21 protein-coding genes and 2 pseudogenes are annotated in these 19,025 nt (G+C 66.2%); 13 read left to right on the top strand and 10 right to left on the bottom strand.

Annotated elements, in window-relative coordinates; all coding sequences use genetic code 11:
- Positions 1–18 precede the first annotated feature (18 nt).
- Both DM816_RS42475 and DM816_RS13195 read left to right on the top strand, forming a co-directional pair.
- On the top strand, positions 19–606 hold the full coding sequence (locus DM816_RS42475; RefSeq protein ID WP_162907403.1) for a P-loop NTPase family protein: 588 nt from the start codon (positions 19–21) through the stop codon (positions 604–606).
- Positions 593–3,235, top strand: coding sequence for a hypothetical protein (locus DM816_RS13195; protein WP_162907402.1), 2,643 nt, complete (start codon positions 593–595; stop codon positions 3,233–3,235). Before DM816_RS42475 ends, DM816_RS13195 begins: the two co-directional genes overlap by 14 nt.
- Before the next feature lie 18 nt (positions 3,236–3,253).
- On the opposite strand, the gene DM816_RS13190 is transcribed toward DM816_RS13195, so the two are convergent.
- The 3 genes and pseudogenes from DM816_RS13190 to DM816_RS13185 all read right to left on the bottom strand — a co-directional run.
- On the bottom strand, positions 3,254–4,639 hold the full coding sequence (locus DM816_RS13190; RefSeq protein WP_117210507.1) for an alpha/beta hydrolase: 1,386 nt from the start codon (positions 4,637–4,639) through the stop codon (positions 3,254–3,256).
- Positions 4,640–4,669: 30 nt separating this feature from the next.
- On the bottom strand, positions 4,670–5,008 hold the full coding sequence (locus DM816_RS45770) for a type IV toxin-antitoxin system AbiEi family antitoxin domain-containing protein (RefSeq protein WP_425455238.1): 339 nt from the start codon (positions 5,006–5,008) through the stop codon (positions 4,670–4,672).
- A 108-nt stretch (positions 5,009–5,116) separates the two neighbouring features.
- Positions 5,117–5,269 (bottom strand): annotated as a pseudogene (locus DM816_RS13185) (DUF255 domain-containing protein); the annotation flags it as partial.
- Here DM816_RS13185 and DM816_RS13180 point away from each other — a divergent pair.
- The 7 genes and pseudogenes from DM816_RS13180 to DM816_RS13155 all read left to right on the top strand — a co-directional run bounded on the left by DM816_RS13180 (position 5,225) and on the right by DM816_RS13155 (position 8,596).
- Entirely contained in the window at positions 5,225–5,590 is a 366-nt protein-coding gene (locus tag DM816_RS13180) for a YgjP-like metallopeptidase domain-containing protein (RefSeq protein WP_117210506.1), read from the top strand. The pseudogene DM816_RS13185 and the gene DM816_RS13180 sit on opposite strands and share 45 nt — an antisense overlap.
- 149 nt (positions 5,591–5,739) lie before the next feature.
- On the top strand, positions 5,740–6,240 hold the full coding sequence (locus DM816_RS45765; protein ID WP_211588675.1) for a tetratricopeptide repeat protein: 501 nt from the start codon (positions 5,740–5,742) through the stop codon (positions 6,238–6,240).
- Positions 6,180–6,362, top strand: a pseudogene (locus tag DM816_RS45760) (tetratricopeptide repeat protein); the annotation flags it as partial. The gene DM816_RS45765 and the pseudogene DM816_RS45760, both read left to right, overlap by 61 nt.
- Positions 6,363–6,408: 46 nt before the next feature.
- Entirely contained in the window at positions 6,409–6,744 is a 336-nt protein-coding gene (locus tag DM816_RS44390) for a hypothetical protein (protein WP_246001926.1), read from the top strand.
- Positions 6,713–6,853 (top strand): hypothetical protein, encoded by a 141-nt coding sequence (locus tag DM816_RS44385; RefSeq protein ID WP_246001925.1) that lies wholly within the window; start codon positions 6,713–6,715, stop codon positions 6,851–6,853. The genes DM816_RS44390 and DM816_RS44385 overlap by 32 nt, the downstream gene beginning before the upstream one ends.
- A 920-nt stretch (positions 6,854–7,773) precedes the next feature.
- The gene (locus DM816_RS13160; RefSeq protein ID WP_117210504.1) at positions 7,774–8,304 is read left to right on the top strand and encodes a hypothetical protein; all 531 of its coding nucleotides are present in this window, start codon (positions 7,774–7,776) and stop codon (positions 8,302–8,304) included.
- Positions 8,305–8,407: 103 nt separating this feature from the next.
- Positions 8,408–8,596 carry a hypothetical protein gene (locus DM816_RS13155; RefSeq protein ID WP_117210503.1) on the top strand — a complete coding sequence of 63 codons (189 nt, stop codon included), beginning with the start codon at positions 8,408–8,410 and terminating at the stop codon, positions 8,594–8,596.
- Between the two features lie 90 nt (positions 8,597–8,686).
- Here DM816_RS13155 and DM816_RS13150 read toward each other — a convergent pair whose 3' ends face one another.
- Positions 8,687–9,496 (bottom strand): CHAP domain-containing protein, encoded by an 810-nt coding sequence (locus DM816_RS13150; protein ID WP_162907399.1) that lies wholly within the window; start codon positions 9,494–9,496, stop codon positions 8,687–8,689.
- Positions 9,497–9,677: 181 nt separating this feature from the next.
- Between DM816_RS13150 and DM816_RS13145 the strand changes: the two genes are divergently transcribed.
- Together DM816_RS13145 and DM816_RS13140 are read left to right on the top strand one after the other, a co-directional pair.
- Positions 9,678–10,493 (top strand): CHAP domain-containing protein, encoded by an 816-nt coding sequence (locus tag DM816_RS13145; protein WP_117210501.1) that lies wholly within the window; start codon positions 9,678–9,680, stop codon positions 10,491–10,493.
- The gene (locus tag DM816_RS13140) at positions 10,490–11,263 is read left to right on the top strand and encodes a transglycosylase SLT domain-containing protein (protein WP_162907398.1); all 774 of its coding nucleotides are present in this window, start codon (positions 10,490–10,492) and stop codon (positions 11,261–11,263) included. Before DM816_RS13145 ends, DM816_RS13140 begins: the two co-directional genes overlap by 4 nt.
- A gap of 123 nt (positions 11,264–11,386) precedes the next feature.
- Here the strand turns inward: DM816_RS13140 and DM816_RS13135 are convergent, their stop codons facing one another.
- The 6 genes from DM816_RS13135 to DM816_RS13110 all read right to left on the bottom strand — a co-directional run bounded on the left by DM816_RS13135 (position 11,387) and on the right by DM816_RS13110 (position 16,867).
- The gene (locus DM816_RS13135; protein ID WP_117210499.1) at positions 11,387–12,118 is read right to left on the bottom strand and encodes an ABC transporter permease; all 732 of its coding nucleotides are present in this window, start codon (positions 12,116–12,118) and stop codon (positions 11,387–11,389) included.
- Positions 12,115–13,041: an ABC transporter ATP-binding protein gene (locus DM816_RS13130; protein WP_117210498.1), complete on the bottom strand. Its 927-nt coding sequence runs from the start codon at positions 13,039–13,041 to the stop codon at positions 12,115–12,117. Before DM816_RS13130 ends, DM816_RS13135 begins: the two co-directional genes overlap by 4 nt.
- A gap of 71 nt (positions 13,042–13,112) precedes the next feature.
- Positions 13,113–13,772, bottom strand: a complete 660-nt coding sequence (locus DM816_RS13125) for a response regulator (protein WP_117210497.1) — start codon at positions 13,770–13,772, stop codon at positions 13,113–13,115.
- On the bottom strand, positions 13,769–14,842 hold the full coding sequence (locus DM816_RS13120) for a sensor histidine kinase (RefSeq protein ID WP_117210496.1): 1,074 nt from the start codon (positions 14,840–14,842) through the stop codon (positions 13,769–13,771). Before DM816_RS13120 ends, DM816_RS13125 begins: the two co-directional genes overlap by 4 nt.
- Positions 14,843–14,927: 85 nt before the next feature.
- Positions 14,928–15,602, bottom strand: coding sequence for a response regulator (locus tag DM816_RS13115; RefSeq protein ID WP_170318811.1), 675 nt, complete (start codon positions 15,600–15,602; stop codon positions 14,928–14,930).
- A complete protein-coding gene (locus DM816_RS13110) occupies positions 15,599–16,867 on the bottom strand; it encodes a sensor histidine kinase (RefSeq protein WP_117210527.1) in 1,269 nt (422 codons plus the stop codon). Before DM816_RS13110 ends, DM816_RS13115 begins: the two co-directional genes overlap by 4 nt.
- Before the next feature lie 211 nt (positions 16,868–17,078).
- Between DM816_RS13110 and DM816_RS13105 the strand changes: the two genes are divergently transcribed.
- The gene (locus DM816_RS13105; RefSeq protein WP_117210495.1) at positions 17,079–17,774 is read left to right on the top strand and encodes an ABC transporter ATP-binding protein; all 696 of its coding nucleotides are present in this window, start codon (positions 17,079–17,081) and stop codon (positions 17,772–17,774) included.
- A partial coding sequence (locus DM816_RS13100; RefSeq protein WP_162907397.1) for an FtsX-like permease family protein occupies positions 17,771–19,025 on the top strand: 1,255 nt, incomplete at its 3' end. The genes DM816_RS13105 and DM816_RS13100, both read left to right, overlap by 4 nt.

Below are 19,025 nucleotides of genomic sequence, written 5' to 3'. Positions count from 1 at the left end.
AGATCAGAACCAGGTTTGATGATCGTCACCGGTGCGCCTGGATCCGGGAAGTCCGCCGTCGTCGGACGCATCGCATCGTTGTCAAATCCCCTGGAGCGAGCCAATATCATGGCTAATGCGCCGCTATCGGCGGACGATCCGGATCCGGGCGAGGGAAGCGTCGAGGCGGTAGCCGTAGTGCGGGGCATGGACCACGACAGTGTTCTGGCGCAGCTGGGCCGCCAGCTTCAAACACCGTTTACGAGTGTGTATTCGATACTGGATGCTCTTACCAGGTCGGGCCGCGTGCCTGCCGTGATTGTGGATGCTGTCGACGAAGCCCGCCCTGCCGACCTGCCACGTATCGTCGAAGAACTGATCATTCCTCTATCGGCCAAATGCCGAGTGATCGTTGGCACCAGAAGATCACCGGTGCGTGCCACCACCGGTGCCCATCCTAGACCGACCATCGTGGACGCGCTGCAATCCTTCGGAACGACGATGGACCTGGACCTCGACGATGACACCGCGGCGATCGAGGAGTACGTTCTGCGACGTCTGCAAGGCACCGGGAACACCGATCCGGCCACGATCGCCAGAGAGGTAGCCCGCCATGCCACAAACTAATGGCGGGTTCCTCTTGGCCAGGCTGGTAACAAGCCAGCTTCGGGCCACACCCATCGATACCAGTGAAAGCGGTTGGCAAGCAAAACTCGAACACTCAGTTTCCGACGCGTTTCGCCGAGACATCGTCACCCTTTCTGAACAAGCGGGTGGCCTTGCCGCTGCGAATGACTGTCTTACGGCTCTGGCTTGTTCGTTTGGGAAGGGACTGCCGCTAAGAGAAATTTGGCCGGCGCTCGCTAGCGCTGTGTCTGCGGGCCAAACATACAACGAGGCCGATGTGGAGCGGGTCCTGCGGGCTTTTGGGCGTTACATAATCGAGGCCGGTGACGCGGGCCACGCCGTCTACAGGCTGTTTCACCAGGAACTTGTGGGTTACTTTACACAGGACCACGCCAGGGTCCGGGCAGCAGATGACACCCTGTGCATGATGTTGCTGACGCAGCTGAACACCGGTGACAGCAGCCAAACCATCAACCCTTATCTGCTGCGGCACGGGGCAGCTCACCTTCAGCGGCTTGGCCCCGACATCCGAGAAGCCTTTGCTACTCAGGCCGGCGAGGATCCAGACATCTTCGGGCCGATGTTCGCGGCCGCACAGAGCGATCTCGCTGTCCAATGCATTGAGACGGCTCAGTTTGAGCGCGGCCTTCATTTGTCTGCCAGCGCCGTTGCTCTGTTTAGGCAGATCGCTCTTGCACACGTTGAGCTGCGAAGTCACCTTGCGGCGGCGCTCAACGTTCACAGTATTGCCAGCGCCGGGATGGGCGACTTCGATACGGGACTCGCAAGCGCCGCGGAATGTGTGGCTCTCTATCGAACGCTATCGCAACAGGATACGACAGCGTATGAGCCTCAGCTGGCCAACGCCCTACTTGGGCTGGCCCAGTCGTACGATCGAGTGGGCGAGAAGAATCAGGCGCTAGAGACGGCACACGACTCCCTTAGACATTGGAGGCTCCTAGCTGAGCAGGACAACGACCTCCACCAGCCCGGTCTGGCGGCGTGCCTTGTCACCCTTGGCACCATGATGTTTGAGGCTGGTGAGCTCACTCGCAGTGCCACAACCACAGAAGAAGCAGTCGACCTCTACCACACTCTAGCTGCTTCGAACCCGTACTACTTGAAACACCTTGCATCCGCGCTGACGAGCCTTTCTCCGGAGCTATCCGCTCTCGGGCGGTTCTCCGCAGCGCACGAAGCAAATGTTGAGGCTGTGGCCATCTGCCGTGAGCTTGTCCGAGAGGTACCAGATCTCTACCAAAAGGAGCTGGCTGCTGCCCTCGTTGCGTTGTCCAACAGCCTGGCCCGTCAAGGACAGGCGACATATGCGTTGACGGCCGCGGCCGAAGCGGTCGATCTGTTCCGCCTGTTGCACGCTAGGGAACCGAATATCGCCGCAAACGAACTTGCCACCGCACTGTATGTGCACTCACAGCGTCTTTCAGACGTTGGCCAGCTCGAAGCGGCGCTTGCTGACGCTGGCGAGGTAGTCGATCTTCGACGGCAACTTCATACGGCATCCCCTCGACGGCTGGACCTGTCGGACCAACTCGCTCGCGCACTCGGCAATCAGGCTGGCGTTCTTCGCCGGCTCGGCATGCATTCAGAGACCGTGGAAACGCTCTCGGAGGCCGCGCTCATCTACCGGCAGCTCGCTAGTCAAGACGCAAGCCGCTACACCCGACCGCTTATGCGGACGCTTAACAACCTCACCGTGGTGTTGGCCGACATAGGCCGTTTTCACGATGCACTGGCAACAGCCGCCGAGCAACACGAAATCGCCATCCAGCACTCGGTGTGGGTTGAGGACCCACAAGCCTGGCTGGCTGCAGCCGAAACCATGGCGCTGGCGTACGCGGCTGTGGGCGAAAGTGACGCGGCGCAATCTGCCATGGCCATGGCGTTGACCAACCTAAGAAGCAGTCCTGACAATGATGCAGCTATCGCCAGGGCAGAAAGTTTGTTGGCCTATTACCTCGCGCAAGCTGGCAGGGTAAGCGAAGCGCTGGAACCGGCAGCATCGGCCGTCGAAAAATTGCTGCGCCTGTATCGCAGCCGTGGTGCTGCATACCTAACCGGCCTCAGGTCTGCTGCATCGACAGCTGGAGATCTACAGGAACGTCTGGGGAACTACGCCGCAGCGATGCAGTACCACCGGCTGGCATACGAGCTGTCATCGACGCTCTCCAGAACCAACGCACTCGAAGGTGCGGCAGGGCTATCGACTGCCGGCCAGGCCATCGCTGGAATCCTCATCAGACAAGGGCAGACAGACGCAGCGGTCTCCTTCGTCTCAGAATGCCTGGAAAGGCTAAGTAACGCGGTCGGATCTGAACAAGCTGAGTTCCTGTGGTCGGCTCTTAACATCGCCGTGACGTGGATGAACGAGGGCATCTACGATCAAGCGCTTACGCTCCTGGAACCACTTGTTCAGGCAAAGCGGCCAGTCGACGCAGCGACATTCTACGCTCTGGCCCTCCTCACCTTCGCCTACCAAGCCCTGAACCGCCGCGAGGATTCAGGGCAAGCGCTGCAGCGGCTGCAGGCGATGATGGAGCAACTGCCAGAAGACGAACCATTGAAGGTTGATATCCAGCGGCTTATCGATCGCATGAACTGGAGAAGCTGACCCAGGCCGCAGCAACTGCTAATGCTCGAAGACCGCAACAGCTGCTGTGACGACGTCGGCTAGCAACCCATCCGGCCTGCGCCACCCTGTCCGAAGCAGATACTCCCCGGGTGAAAGCCCGTGTAGACGAGCAGCAAAATTCCCACCACCCAAATGCTTCATCATGTGAGGCGCCCCGATTGATCGCCCGGCTGAATCCACGACCTGAACGGCCAGCACCCTTGACGCATCGGAAGCCTCCGCAGCGACCTCGAACTCAGCGCCCGCCGGCAACCATTCGGACACCGAAACCCCGATCCTTACCGAGCTAAGACGCCGCTCCACAGGACTGCCTGTGAGAATACCGTCAATTTGGTCTAGGACGGCCCGGTTCCCCTGCAGCGCACCATGTGTCTCCCCCACATAGCTCAGCACAGGGCTGTCTCCCCGAAGACCCACCGGCCTGGCCGCAAGCCGGGGAACGGTGCCATCTCCTCCCTCGTCAGCACCTTCAATCGTCCTCAGCGCCGACCAGGGGACACTCTCGTTGGCGACGACCGTCGTCACAGTAGGCTGGTTTATCCCCACGATCGGATAAAGATCAAATTGTGGGTCGGTTCGCGCAGAACTGTTTAGCTGCGAATGAAACGTAGCTGCATCACGTACGCGATTAGACGCCAGCTCAGGAACCACCAGTTCGCTGGCCTTCAACAGTGTGCCTCCCTTGTCGATGAAGGCATACTCCGGCAAAAGTTGGTAAAGCGACGGGAGACTCTGCGCAAGCCGAAGCAGACGCTCACTGACCGGCCCAAGCCAGTCAACTATTGGTCGGCTAAGCTGCTGCAGCGCCTTCGCCGAACCTCGGTGTGGCGTGCCGATCGTGATGATCTTCCTGACAAGCCCAGCGCCGCCGTCGACATCGGCATACCATCTGGCGATCAATCCGCCCATAGAATGGCAAACAAAAACAATCCTTGCGCCCTCGTTGCCACTTCGCTCGCGCCACCGCAGCAAAAACGGCTCCACTACTTGTTTTAGCCGGCGCGCATTCAACCGATTGGACAGGCGCCAGTCGTAGCCAAACACAAGTAGGTTCGCCGCTCCTGGCGGTTCCTTGATGCACGCCGGCGTTAGCCCGTGCCGCCTCACGAGGTGAGTGATCAAACGGTCGTATCCGATTGAGATCGTCCAGATCTGAGGAATTAGGTGAATATCGCCAAGAACTCGCCCGGGGGTCACGCCATCCTGGGGGTCGTCATCACCGACTTGATCCGGGAGCCTCAGCGACGTCACAGACCGTCCAAGTGAAGAAGCGGCTCTCCATATCGCACCAGCTCCTACGCCCCACAGCTCCTTTCCGTCCTTGTCCAGAAGGGACGTGCCCATGATTCCCGGTACCAAAACAACAACATCCGCGTTAGACATCACACGTCTCCTGCAAGGATCTCACCGCGCTCATGCTGGCCAGGACAGGTTACATAGATACCGAAGCAAGTTCGCATCATCTGCCGCCCCGCGCCGGCAAAGAGAACTGGTGGGTATCGCCTGACCGGATGCGAAGGTCATTGATCGCTGCAGCCGACCACATCGTGCTCGATGTGCGATCCCGGATCGTCGTGTCTGGCGCCAGCTGTAGCCAGGCGGCCGAACCTCGGGATGCTTGTGAGCCAAGGTGTCGCTCAGCTGGTAGACGCTGCGGGCCACGCGCTCGACGGTGCCTTGCTTGGCCAGACGAGCCAACGTGGTCCAGGCCATACCCGTTGACTCGGCTTGCTTCGGGTGAACAGGCCCCACTGATCCTCAGCGATGCGGGCAAGAGATCGGACGCTAGCGGCCCTTGGCACGGCTGCAAGCTATAGCGATACCGCTACACTTTGCAGATCACAAATGTCCCAAATGTTACCAATGACAGGCCGCATATCCCACTGAGATCAACACTGGGACGTCCCGCCGCCGAGCCTCCGCGAACGCCTCCTCCCCCCACTCCCACCAGTCCACGGGGTTGTCAGCATGCTGGAGAAGGTAGGGCGAGGTCGCACTACCGAGCCGGTTCACACCCCCACCCTCTCACATCTGACCCGCCCAGCTCGCACCGACCGGCAAGGAACCGTCCGCCCAGAACGCGGGCGCTTGACGATGCCGAGGCAGGCGGTTCGGTCAGGCGAGGCAAACAAGCACGGTCGGCTCAACATTTATTGGGGGACTCTTCGACTCTCACCAGCGCTCATTGACTACGTGCTCGTCCACGAGCCGGCCTACATCATGCATCCGCAGCACACGCACGCCTTCTGGGTCACCGTCGAACGAGCGATGCCCGACTGCGAACGGCGTAAAGCCGACCTCACTGATGTCGGCGCGAAGTTGCGGATGGATTGATGGTGACCTCCGGATAATCCAATCAGGACTTTCGAGTTACCGATTGTCTGACTCCAGGTCACTAGGAGCGCGGCCATGTCCACCCAGTCTCGGCATGGATCATGGTGACCGTGGTCGCGGTTGGGTTCGGGTGACTGCTGGCCGAGCGCTTGCACCAGCCCCTGCACCAGCCCCTGCACCAGATCACCGACACCGCGCGCAGCATTGCCGATGGCCCGGCGGCAGATCGCGGCCTGCACGAGCGCATAGCCCTGACCGGGCCGGACGATGAGGTCAAACAGCTCGCCGACACAGCAGGGTCTGCGCGTCGGCCGGATCGAGCGTGCACAGTGTTCAGCCTCGCGTTCATCGACCGGCTGCGGTCCCGGTTCGCCGCGGCGGTGGACGGCTTCGAGACGGCGCGGGCGCTGGCCGAGGAGGCGGGCTGGCTGGACGGGGTGGCCGCGGCGTACAACAACCTGGCCGCCGTGCGGCTCGAACAGGGCGACATCCGGGGGGCGGCGGAACACCTGCGCGCGGCGCTGCGCATCCACCGGGCGAACGGCAACGAGCACGGCGAGGCGACCATGATGGGGAACCTCGGCGCCATGTGCTGGAGCTTGGCGACCTGCACGAAGCCGAACAGCACCTGCGCCAGGCGCTGGAGCTGAGGCAGCGCCTCGGGTCGAGATACACAGGCGTGCCACTGGACAACCTCGCCGCCGTCCTGCGTCTACGCGGCCACCTCGACGAGGCCCTCCGGTACGCCGTTGACGGCCTCGCCCGTCACCGCGAAAACAGCGGACGGTTGCAGGAGGTGGTATGCCTGAGCGGCATCGGTGAGATCCCAACGGGACGCCGGGCGCCTGGACCTCGCCCGCGACTACGTGCTCCAGGCGCGGTGCCCGGCACAGGAGACCGCGAACTCGCACCTGCTCGCCCGCACGGGCTACGTCATGGGCACCGTGCTCGCGCGGCTCGGCGAATACCAGCAGGCCCTCGACGCCCACCGGGAGGCGCACCGCCACGCGTGCGACGCGGGCATGCGCATGGCGGAGGTCGAGGCGCTGATCGGGCTGGCGACGCCCACCGGGGCTTGGCCGACCCGAGGACGCGCTCGCGACTGCCTTGGAGGCGCTCGATATGGCCCGCCACGCCGGGTACCGCATCCTTGAATGCGACGCGCTTACCACGCTGGCCGGCATCTACCGCGATCTCGGTGACGACGCCCGGTCCGCGGCGCATGCCCGCGAGGCGCTGGCCCTGCGGCACGAAACCGGCTAGGCACCGTCGCCTCTTAGCACCAGAGGGTCATTCCTTATCGAGGGCCGCCAACTCGTGGCATGACATCGGCAACGGGCGTGTTGGAGGAACACTGTCGTCCGGCTCGCACCAGATGCCGACATTCTAGACATCCACCCATCGACAACCAGAGGAGTAGCAAATGCGGCGATCAAGAATGACAAACGCGGCGATAGCTGTCGTCGCGCTCGGCATCATCGGCCTAGCGGCGGGGTTCGCCCAAGCCTCCACCGCAGGCCCAGTCCCGACACAGCCGCCGTGGGTGACGCAGGAGGGAGCAGTCGACCTGCGGAAGGTACCCGATCAGATTCCGGTTCTGGATCAGACCGGTCGCGTGTGCGGCTACGCGTCAAAGTCCGAGATCTTCAGACCGCCCTCCGCCACTGAGCGCGAAGCGATCATGAAAAGGCAGGAAACACTCGATCATCGACTGGTTAGCGATAGCGATGGCAGGGAGGCGCTGGCCTTCGTTGACCCACCGGCTGGTCACAAGTGCGGCTAACGAGAAAGGTGACATTCGGTGAAAAGGTTCATTGGTCTATCCTTGGTCGCCGCGGCGGCAACGCTCCTCGCGTTCAGCATCGCGGCTGCGGCAAACGGCGACAATGGAGGCGGGAGGCCTGACGGCGAGAATCGGCGCCCACCATGGGTGAATGTGGACGGTAGCGTCGACGTGCAGAAGATGCCGGACACACTCCCTGTCTTCGATCGCCATGGCGAGGTTTGCGGCTGGGTTTCCAAGTCGGAGCTGCTGCGCGATCCCACGCCCCAGGAGGAGGCGGCTGCCCGCGAAAAGGCGGCCCGTACACCTGGCACCACCACGACGTATGCCAATGGTGGTATCCATGGGGGCGTCGCCGCAGAGCCGACAACCCGGTGTCAGTGAAGCAGGAGGGAGAGTCATGCACGACAAGCTCGAAGTTCGGATCTACAGCCTGCTCGCCGGCCTGGTTGCGGCAACAGTCACCGTTATGGCCACGGCGGCGCCGGCCGCGGCACATTCACAGAGCAGCAGCTCGCAAATCAAACAGTTCGAAAACTGCCATACGACACAATCTGAGCTCTCGCACGGATCGTCCATTCCAAACGGTGGCATACCGAAGACCACGGGGTGGAGCTATAACAATGTGTTCACGACGTGCTGGTCGAAATCAGCCGAGCACCGAGCAAAGTGGCTTATGATGTTCCAGAATCCGTCTAATGGCTTCTGGGGTTTCTGCACCGAAAGCGCTTGGACCTACAGTCCGGGCGCGGTAAGCAGCTGGTACGTCTACTGGGACTTCGGCAGCAGCGGCCCTCCGTGCGGGAGAGGGTTCTACTTCAACTCCGGTGGTTCGAAGCACAAGGTTTCTGACACAGTCTGGGTCGGCTGGGACATCGTTAAGTCGCCGGATCACGGACTGCCCGCCTGCATCGAAACCGGCTCCTGCTGAGTCGAACGCCTCGACGCACTATGCTGGCGCTGCGTGGGCGACGTCTATGCAGCGCTGGCAACTGGGCGGCATTGGGTGCCAATTTCCGTGGGAGAATTCAAGCATGAAGCAGACTAATCCATGGCGGCTCGTTATTGGGCTGCTGGCCGCTGTGGCCCTGATTGCCGGCGTGATCCTCGAAGTCTCTGGCGAGCGGGGGACGCCCGCCATGCCTCTGCTGACCGCAGGACTCGGACTCGGCTTTCTCTGGCTGGTGGTCAGCGCAATCTGCTGGGAGATCCGGCGGCGTTGATCCGCTTCACGTCGGCCCCGCGCATCCACGAACGCCTGCCCCCGCTCACCGCGGCTCCCGTGGGAGCCGCGGTCTTTCGTCAGGTCGGAGTCAGAGCTGTGGGGCCATGATGTAGGACATGCCGGGGACGTGCTTGACCCAGCGGTCGGAGACGATGTGCAGGCCCCGCCAGTTCATTTCCCAGACGTGGATGTAGGTGCCGTCGCTGCGGGGCTGCATGAAGTCGACCCAGGCGACGTGGCCCTGGGAGCTGGCGCCCTGCACGCCGGGTTCGAACACGACGATCGACTGAGTGGCCGGCGAGTTGTGCACCAGCCAGCCACGGGCGGCGGCGGTTTCGTTCCAGGTGTAGGCGTTGCCGCCGGACAGGTTGGGGTAGACGCCGGAGAACTGCTTGAACCGCTCATAGGCGTACCACGTGCAGTTGCCTGACACGCCGGAGTTGCCTGGCTGGGTCGTGCCTCGGGTCCAGTGCCACGACGTGGCCCAGATCGCGGTGCCGCTACGGTACATGACCAAATTGCCGTCGTCCTGCATGATCAGGGACGCTCCGGTGTATCCGGCGGTGCCGGTGTGCCAGATGGCTGTCCCGTTGCGGTACACGACAAGGTTTCCATCTGTCTGCATGACGATCGACGAGCCGTTCTGGCCACCGGTGCGGGTCGACCACTTGGCCCCGCTCGGGGTGTAGAGCACGAAATTGCCGTCGCCCTGCATCGCCGCCGTGTAGGCGCCGTTGTTCGACCGTATGGACTGATTCGCGCTCAAGCCCTCTCCGCCGCCGAGATAGTTGCTGCCGGCACCGGCCTGCGCCGGGCCGGCGAAGCCCACCACGGCTGCCACACACGCCGCGGCAGTCAGGCCGAGCGTGGCCCGCCGGGTGAAGACGTTGGTACGCATGCTTTCCTCCATGAGGTTGTGGGCCCAGGTGTGCTCAGCGTGCGCGAAATGCGGCGGACGGTCCTCTCAAGTCGCTCTCAAGTGGACCGCCCAACGGAGAGCGAACTGAGAGGACTCCCGACCCGCCCACGGCCCACTCTGGGTCGGACCCGGGAACTCCGGGATACCGACAGGAGGAATCGTGGGTAACCATGTCTTCACCCGGCGCGGCCTGCTCACGCTCGCGGCGGGCACCGGTGCGGCGGTCGCGATCGGTGTGCAACGGCCCGCCTTCGCCGGCTCCGGCACCAACGTGCTGCGCGCCGGTGAATCGTTGAGCGCCAACCAATACCTGCGTTCGAGCAACGGCTCCTACACGGCGGCGATGCAGGGCGACGGCAATTTCGTGCTCTACACCCCGAGCGGGGCCAAGTGGTCGACCCGCACCGGCGGGCAGAACGGCTCGGCCATCTCCCTGCAAACCGACGGCAATTTGGTCATGTACCGCAACGGGACCGCCATCTGGCACACCGGCACCGCCGGATACACCGGAGCGTCCCTGATCATGCAGGACGACGGCAACCTGGTCATGTACCGCAACGGCACCGCGATCTGGGCCACGTCGTGGCACTGGACCTGGGGCCAGACCATGTCCAGCAACCCCAACGGCCAGAAGGACTGTAGCTGGTACTGCTACGAGCGGTTCAAGCGGTTCAGCGGCGTCTACCCATACGTGGCCAACGGCAACGCGCACACCTGGAACGAGACCGCCCCCACCCGCGGCTGGCTCGTGCACAACTCGCCGGCCACCCAATCGGTCGTCGTCTTCGAGCGCGGCGTCGCCGGCGCGAGCTCCACCACCGGCCACGTCGCCTGGGTCGACTTCATGCAGCAGCGTAGCGACGGCACCTACATCCACGTCTGGGAGATGAACTTCGGCGGCGGGCTCGGTGTCGAGCACGAACGCTGGGTCAAGCACCAGGCCGGCATGTCCTACCTCATGGCGCCGCAGCTATGAGGGGCATGGCGTTCGTCAAGGTGCTCGCCGCCGCCGCGCTCGCGCTGGCCGCGGCCGCCACTCCCGCCCAAGCGGCGGGAAGTGGTGACCGCCTGCTGCCCGGACAGGTGCTGTATCCGGGAGAGTCCATTGTGTCCGCCAACAATGCCTACCGCTTCACCATGCAAACCGATGGCAATGCGGTTGTTTACACCAGTTCCGGTACCGCGCTGTGGCACAGCTACACGCACGGCTATAACGGCACCGCGTTCGCCATGCAGGGCGACGGCAACGTGGTGATGTACCACAACGGGCGCGCGATCAAGGCGACCAACACCGCCGGGCGGAACAACGCCTATCTGATCATGCAGACGGACGGCAACCTCGTGCTCTACTCATCGTCAGGCCAACCGCTGTGGAACACCAACACGTGGGGCGGCCGCATCGCGCCCCTGCCGTCGAGCGGCGCCGGATTGTGTGCTCGCGTCGGCTACTCGGCGGGCTTCCGCGACGGTAGCCTGCAAACCGCGGTCGCCGTCGCCCTCGGCGAGTCGAGCTGCGTACCAAATGCGGTAAATCACAACACCAATGGGTCGTGGGACGCCGGTCTGTGGCAGATCAACAGCATCCACGGCTATTCACAATCGTGGTTGTTCGTGCCGCAGAACAACGCCAACGCCGCGTGGCGGATCTCGTCGAGCGGGACGAGCTGGCGACCGTGGGTGGTCTACACCAACGGCGCGTATCGCAACCATCTGAACCAGGCCTCGGCCGCGATTTTCCAACTGTGAGTTCTCTTCCCGCGGCGCATGCGCGCCGCGGGAACTATCGCTGCGCACCGACGCAGACCGTCTCGACGATCTGGACGGCGTTGAAGTCAATGCCGCGACACGCCGCCGAACATGGACGTAAGTTCATGATCGACCGGAAAAGCGGGTGGTGAGGGGGAGGGTGATGAGCGCGACGCCGGCCAGCGCCGCTACCGCGATCCAGTCCACGCCGCCGCCCGTCCAGGGCGTGCGGATGGCGTCGACGAGCAGCCCGGTGGGCGTGAGCGACGCGGCGTCGTTGAGGGCGTCGGGCAGCACCCCGGGCGGCGGGCCGCCACCGACGAGGAAGAATGTGCCGAAAAACAGCAACAGCCCGAGCCCCTGCGCCGCCCGCGCGCTCGGCATGAGCGACCCGAGCAGCGTGCCGATGCCGGCAAAGGCGAGTATGCCCGCCACAAACCCGACGACAACACCACCGACCGAGCGGGGCGCGGCGATGTCGAACCCCGCATACGCCAGGCCGATCATCGCGGCCGCCCCGACGACCGCCAGCACCGACATGACGAGCACCTGCGAGGTGACAAACGAGGCGGTCGGCACACCGGCCGCCTGGAAGCGCCGGAGCACTCCACTGTCGCGATAGGACGCCAGATGTGTTGGTGTGCCCATGAAACCCATGGCGGCCACCGCAGCGCCCAAATAGGACGTCACGTAGAAGTCCGTGCCCGCCAATCCCATGAACACCGGGTCGGTGTCCCCCGCGAACGAGGCCAGCAGCAAGGCCATCAACAGCAACGGAAACAGCAATGTCACGACGAGCACGAGTGGCTCGCGGGCCAGCAGCTTCAGCTCGGTCCAGGTGAGGTACAGGGTCATCGCGGTGATCCTTCGGTGAGAGTGAGGCGGTGCCCGGTCAGGGCCAGGAAGACGTCTTCGAGCGACGGGTAGTGCGTGCGATAGTCGGGCGGCGCGATCCCTTGGGCCGCAAGGGCTGCGGCCACATCGACGGCACTCGACGCGCTCCCGGTGACGGTGACCCGGCCCGCGTCGATGCTCACCGACTCGACCCCGGCCAGGGAGGACAAACCGCGCGGGTCATATCCGTTGACGCTGAACGTTATTCGCACCGGGCCTCCGCGCAGAGCCGTCAGCGCACCGGGTGTGTCGGCGGCGACGACCCGGCCCCGATCGATGACGGCGATCCGGTCGCACAGCGCCTCGGCCTCCTCCATCAAATGCGTGACCAGCACGACGGTCGCGCCCCGGTCACGCACCCGCCGGACCAGTTGCCACGTCTCGCGCCGCGCGGTCGGGTCGAGCCCGGTCGTGAGCTCGTCGAGGAACACCACCTCGGGCCGGCCGAGCAGGGCGAGCGCGAGGAACACCCGCTGCTGCTGGCCGCCCGACAGCGTGGCATAGGCCTTGCGCCGCAACGCCTGCAGGCCCCACTCCGCCAGGGTGGCGTCCACATCGACCTGTTGCTGGTGCAGCCGCGCGAACAGCCGGATCGCCTCGCCCACCCGCAGCCGCTCGGGCAGGGCCGACGACTGCAACTGCGAGCCGATGCGCCGGCGCAGACGCGCCGCCTCCCGCCCGGGGTCGAGCCCGAGCACGGCGAGCCGGCCGCGGGTCGCGCTGCGCAAGCCCTGCAGGCACTCCACGGTCGTGCTCTTGCCCGCGCCGTTCGGCCCGAGGATGCCGAAGATCTCGCCCCGGCGCACCTCGAACGAGACGTCCTCGATCGCGACCGCGTCGCCGTAACGCTTGTGCAGATGCTCCACGGTGATGACATTGTCCATGGGAGAAAACGCTAGAGATACCAGGGCTGTGCGTCGTCGCCAATTGGTGGTACCTCTTTTGCCGTACGCGGTCAGTCGCCCGGCTTCACCAGACCGGTCTGATAGGCGAGCGCCGCGGCCTGCACCCGGCTGTCGAGCCCGAGCTTGGTGAGGATCCGCGACACGTGTGTCTTGGTCGTCAGCTCCGCGATGCGCAGGCGCGTGGCGATCTCCCGGTTGGAGCAGCCACGCGCGACCAGCGCGAGCACCTCGCGCTCCCGCTCGGTCAGCGTCTCCAGCCCGGCGGGCACGGGCCGGTCCCGTTGCATGCGGGCGGCGACGAGGTGGTCCACCAGCCGACGGGTCGTCGCGGGCGAAATCACCGCACCGCCGCTGTCGGCCGCCTGGATCGCCTGCAGCAGTTGCACCGGCGGCGTGTCCTTGACCAGGAACCCGGCCGCGCCCGCCGCCAGCGCGTCGAACGCGTTCTCGTCGGTGTCGAAGGTGGTGAGGATCAGCACCTCGGGTGGGTCGGGCATGGCCCGGATCAGGCGGGTGGCCTCGATGCCGTTCATGCCCGGCATGCGGATGTCCATGAGCACAACGTCGGTCCTGTGGGAACGCACAAGCTCCACAGCGGACAGTCCGTCGCCCGCCTCGCCGACGAGCTCGATGCCCGGGTCGGCGTCGAGCAGCGCGCAGAAGCCCGCACGCACCAACTCCTGGTCGTCGACCACCACGACACGGATCATGTGGGGAACGTTACCGCGACTCGGAACCCGCCCTCGCCGTCCGGGCCCGCCTCGAAGTTGCCGTCGTAGAGCGCGGCCCGCTCGGCCATGCCACGCATGCCCTGCCCGGGGGTGATCGGCCCGGCCGGCCCGCTGGCCGCGTTGCCGATTTCGAGGCGCAGGGCCTCATCCTGGTACCGCATAAGGATTGTCGCCTTCGTCCCTGGAGCGTGCTTGACCACATTGGTCAATGCTTCTTGGATTATCCGGTACGCGGCCAGATCCAGCCCGGCGGGCAGAGCGCGCACCTTGCCGGCGGTCGTGACCGCGACCGCGACGCCCGCGGCGCGCACATGCTCCACGAGCGTCAGCACGTCAGCCAGACCGGGTTGCGGAAGCTGTTGCGGCGCATGTGGATGCGGGTCGCGAAGCACGGTGAGCATCCGGCGCATCTCGGTCAGCGCCTCCCGCCCGGTCCGCTCGATCACGCTGAGCGCCTCGGCCGCCTCACGCGGCCGCGACTCGATCAAATGCGCGCCCACCCCGGCCCGTACCGTGATGACGCTCATCGCATGGGCGATGACATCGTGCAGTTCGCGTGCGATCCTGGCGCGCTCGTCGAGCACGGCCCGGTCGGCCAGCTCACGCCGCGCCGCCTCCAGCGCCGCCACCACCACCCCGAGTGTCCACATGAGAACGAACATGACCACGATGTAGCCCACGTCGCCCAACCCGGCGCCCTCCCACCAGCCGGACAGCACCGCGTACAGGCACCAGACCGGTGCCACGAGCGCGATCGCCCGCACCCACAACGGTTTGGCCCACGCGCCGGAGGCGTAGAGGGCCGCGAGCATGGGCAGGGACTGGAACATGCTGGCCTCGTGCCCGGCCACCAGCCACGCGGGATAGGCCGCGCAAATCACGAGCACCGCCGCGACCGGCTGATGGCGCAAAAGCAGCAGCGGCAACGTGTTGAGCGCGATCAGGACCACGTCGCGGGCCACATGCGCGCGATCCCACCCGCCCGACACCACGAACACCGCTGTCAGCACGACTGTCACGGCCAGCACCGCACGCCACGACCGGATCATCAGGCGCTCCCGCCGCCCGCCGCAGCGGTGTTGACCACGAAGTCACTGCCGCGACACACCGTCGAACATGGACGTAAGTTCATGATCAGCTCGTTTCCCCCGGGCTGACCAGGCCGGTCTCGTACGCGACGACTACGGCCTGGACACGGTCGCGCAATCCGAGCTTGGCCAGAATGCGGGCGACGTGTGTCTTGACGGTCGCCTCGGACAGATACAGGCGCGCGGCCAGCTCGGCGTTGCTCAGCCCCTGGGCCAGCAGGCGCAGCACCTCCAGCTCGCGCGGGGTCAGCGCGGACAGGTCACGGTGGACCCTCGTGGCCGTCTCGGGGTCGCGCCCGGCGAACCGTTCCACGAGCCGCCGCGTGATGGCGGGCGCCAGCAACGCGTCGCCCGACCGCACCAGGCGAACGGCGGCGACGAGATGCTCCGGCGTCACATCCTTGAGCAGGAACCCGCTCGCGCCTGCCGACAGCGCCGCATACACGTAGTGGTCGAGGTCAAACGTGGTCAGGATGATCACGCGTGGCTCGGCGGCGGTGCCCGTGAGGATGCGCCTGGTCGCCTCCAGCCCGTCCATCTCCGGCATCCGGATGTCCATCAGCACGACATCGGGCAGCGTGCGCCGGACCGCGTCCACGGCCTCCGCGCCGTTGGTCGCCTCCGCGACCACGTCTATGCCGTCGGCCATGAGGATCATCCGGAATCCGGTGCGCACCAACGCCTGGTCGTCCGCGAGGACGACGCGCAGCGGCACGGTCACGAGGCCTCCAGGGGAATCATTGCGGCGACACGATATCCGCCGGTCAGGCGCGGCCCCGCGTGCAGAGTGCCACCGTACACCGCGAGGCGCTCGCGCAGGCCCAACAGCCCGCGGCCGTTGCCGTTGCCACTGGCGGCAGACACGGCCGGCCCGCCGCCGGTGTCGGTCGCTTCCACCCGCAGGCGGTCGTCACCGTACTCGATGAGCACAGAAGCGCTCGCCCCGGCCGCATGCTTGACGGTATTGGTGAGCGCCTCCTGCACCACTCGGTATGCGGTGAGCTCGACGCCGGGCAGCAGTGGCCGCGGCTGCCCGGCCACGGTCAGCTCGACCGGCATCCCGGTGTCGCGCACCCGCTGCACCAGCGCCTCCAAGCGGTCCAGCCCCGGCTGCGGGGCGAGGCCCTCCGGGTCGGACCCATCCATCGTGAGCAGTCCCATGACGTGGCGCAGCTCGGTCATCGCGGCCCTGCCCCCGGCCTCCACCGCGAGCAGCGCCTCGCGCGCCTGCCCGGGATCGGCGTCCATCACCTTGCGCGCCGCACCGGCCTGGATCACCATCACGCTCACGTTGTGCGTGACCACATCGTGCAGCTCGCGGGCGATGCGCGCCCGTTCCTGCTCGGCGGCGCGGCGCACGGCCTCGGCCTGCTCGCGCTCCAATCCGTCCGCGCGGCCCTTCCAGCGGCGCAAGCCTTCTGCCACCACGAGTATCGGGATCAGGATGAGGAAGGGCACGGCGCCGTCCGGGACCGTGGGCACCGCGGGTTCGCGGATTTCCGCGTACACGAAAGCGGCCAACGGCAGGCTCGCCAGCGCGGGCAAGCGATATGGGCTGTAGACGGCGGCCGTGTAGCCCGCGATGACGCACGCGTAAAACGACAGCCGCAGCGCGGCCTCGAAATCGACGATCAGCGGGGCGGTGAGCACCACGATCCACAGCACGGCGAGCGGCCATCGCCGCCGGAACAACAGCGGCAGCACCGCGATCAGCATGACCAGCGGCCAGCCGGTCTGCTCGTCCTCGATCACCGGGAAGGGCTCCCTGATCATCGGCGGCCCCGGCGGGTCGAACTCGGGCCGGGGCATGCGCGTGCGCGGCTCGGCGTCGTCGCCGCCCGCCTGGATCGCGAGGAGATAGAGGCCCAGCGGCAGGAACGCGTCGAAGATCGCGCCCCGGCGCGACAGCGGAGGCAGCGGAGCCGACGGGCGCAGCAGTTGCCGAACCCATTCCAGCGCTCGTCCGGCCATCGCCGCCACACTCATCACCTGGCCATTCTTGCCGACACCGGCATGGCGCGGCATCCACCCGCCTGACCACCGGGCTACATCGGCGGACTACATCTCAGGGATGACGCCGATTCTTCTCATTCCTATGAGGTACCGAATATGCCTCCGCTTGCAGACGCGGCGGCCACGGAAGCGGGCCTAGCTTCAACGGCGCAGATGCGACCGAAGCAGAAGGAGATAGACCATCATGAGCGCTCCAGTGATCGAGCTGAGCGCGGTGAGCCGCCGCTATGACGAGGGCCCGCCCGCGCTGGACAACGTGTCGCTGACGATTGCGACCGGGGAGGCCGTGGCCATCCTCGGGCCGTCGGGCAGCGGCAAATCCACGCTGCTAAATCTCGTGGCCGGGCTGGACCGGCCGACCGGCGGCACCGTGACCGTGGACGGCGTGCGCGTCGACAAGCTGGGCGAGGCCGCCTCGGCCCGCTATCGCCGCGCCAAAATCGGCATGGTCTTCCAGTTTTTCAACCTGCTCGACGACCTGACCGTCGCCGACAACGTCATGCTGCCCGCGCAGCTGGGCGGGATGCCGCGCGGCGCGGCGCAGCGCCGGGCGGCCGAACTGCTGAGCACGCTCGGCATCGACCGGCATGCCCGCGCTTATCCGGGCCGGCTGTCCGGTGGCGAGCGGCAGCGGGTGGCGGTGGCACGGGCCCTGATGAACCGGCCCGCGCTGCTGCTGGCCGACGAGCCGACCGGCGCGCTGGACACCGCGTCCGGTGGGGAGGTCCGGCAGCTGCTCAAGGACCTGCACGCCGACGGGCAGACCATCGTGCTGGTGACGCACGATCTGGCCCTGGCGCAGTCGTGCGCGACACGGACCGTCCAGCTCGTCGACGGCCAGGTCGCGGATGACACCGCGCGGCGGGAGCGTGCTTCATGAGCGCGCTGGGCAGGGTGGTCCGCTCCGGTGTCGGCCGCAAACGGGTGCAGACCGTCGTGATTGGACTCGTCGTGCTGATCGCCGTGACGTCGGGTGTGCTCGGTGGCACGCTGATGGTCGCGTCGCGCGCGCCGTTCGACCGGGCGTTCGCCCAGCAGAGCGGCCCGCACCTGGCCGCGCAGTTCGACCCGGCCAAGGTCACGGCCGCGCAGGTGGCCGCGACGGCCAACGCCGCCGGGGTGGTCGCGTCGGCCGGCCCGTTCCCGACCGCGTTGATCACGCCGGTCAGAGCGGGCGATCGACCGGTGCGCCCTATCACCGTGGCCGGGCGTGCCGATCCGGGCGGGGCTGTCGACGTGGTCACGATGCTCGAAGGCCGGTGGGTGACCGGACCCGGCGAGATCGTGCTGCACAGCGACGGCCGGATGCCGCCCGGCATGGAACCGAAAATCGGTGAGGTGCTTGCGCTGCCGAACGTTGCGGGCAGCCCCGCCCTGACCGTGGTCGGCAGGGCCCGGTCGATCAGCGAGACCGCGGGCGGCTGGGTCGCGCCGGAACAGGTCGCGGCGTTGACCGCCGCGACCGGCCTTCAGATGTTGTACCGCTTCGCCTCCGCCGACACCGAGGGTCAGGTCGATGCGGGCCGCGCGGCCGTGCAGGCAGGCTTGCCCGAGGGGGCGATGACCGGGGTCCGCTCGTGGCTCACGATGCGGACCGAGAGCGCCGGCAACGCCGTGCTGCTGATCCCGTTCCTGATCGCGTTCGGTGTGCTGAGCGTGCTCATGGCGGTGCTCATCATCGGCAACGTGATCGCCGGCGCGGTCAGCACGGGCACGCGCCGCATCGGCATCCTCAAGGCGCTCGGGTTCACGCCGCGACAGGTCGTGCGGGCCTACATCGTCCAGGCGCTGATCCCGGCGGCGGTGGGCGGCGTCCTCGGCGTCGTCGCGGGCAACCTGCTGGCCATCCCGATCCTGGCGCAGACCAATCGGGTCTACGGCACGTCAGACTCCGGTGTCACGCCGTGGGTCAACGTCGCTGTGCTCGCGGGCGCCCTGACTCTGGTCGTCGCGACCGCTTTTGCCGCAGCGGCGCGGGCCGGGCGGCTGCGCACGGTTGACGTGCTGGCGGTCGGGCGCACACCGAAGCCGGGGCGCGGCCAGTGGGCGTCGCGGCTGACCGCGCGGCTACCGCTGCCCCGGCCGGTGACCCTCGGCCTGGCCCACCCATTCGCCCGGCCGGTACGGTCGG

The sequence above is a fragment of the Allorhizocola rhizosphaerae genome, from assembly GCF_003426775.1.
Lineage (GTDB): Bacteria > Actinomycetota > Actinomycetes > Mycobacteriales > Micromonosporaceae > Allorhizocola > Allorhizocola rhizosphaerae.
This window is presented reverse-complemented; position numbering and strand designations above follow the sequence as displayed.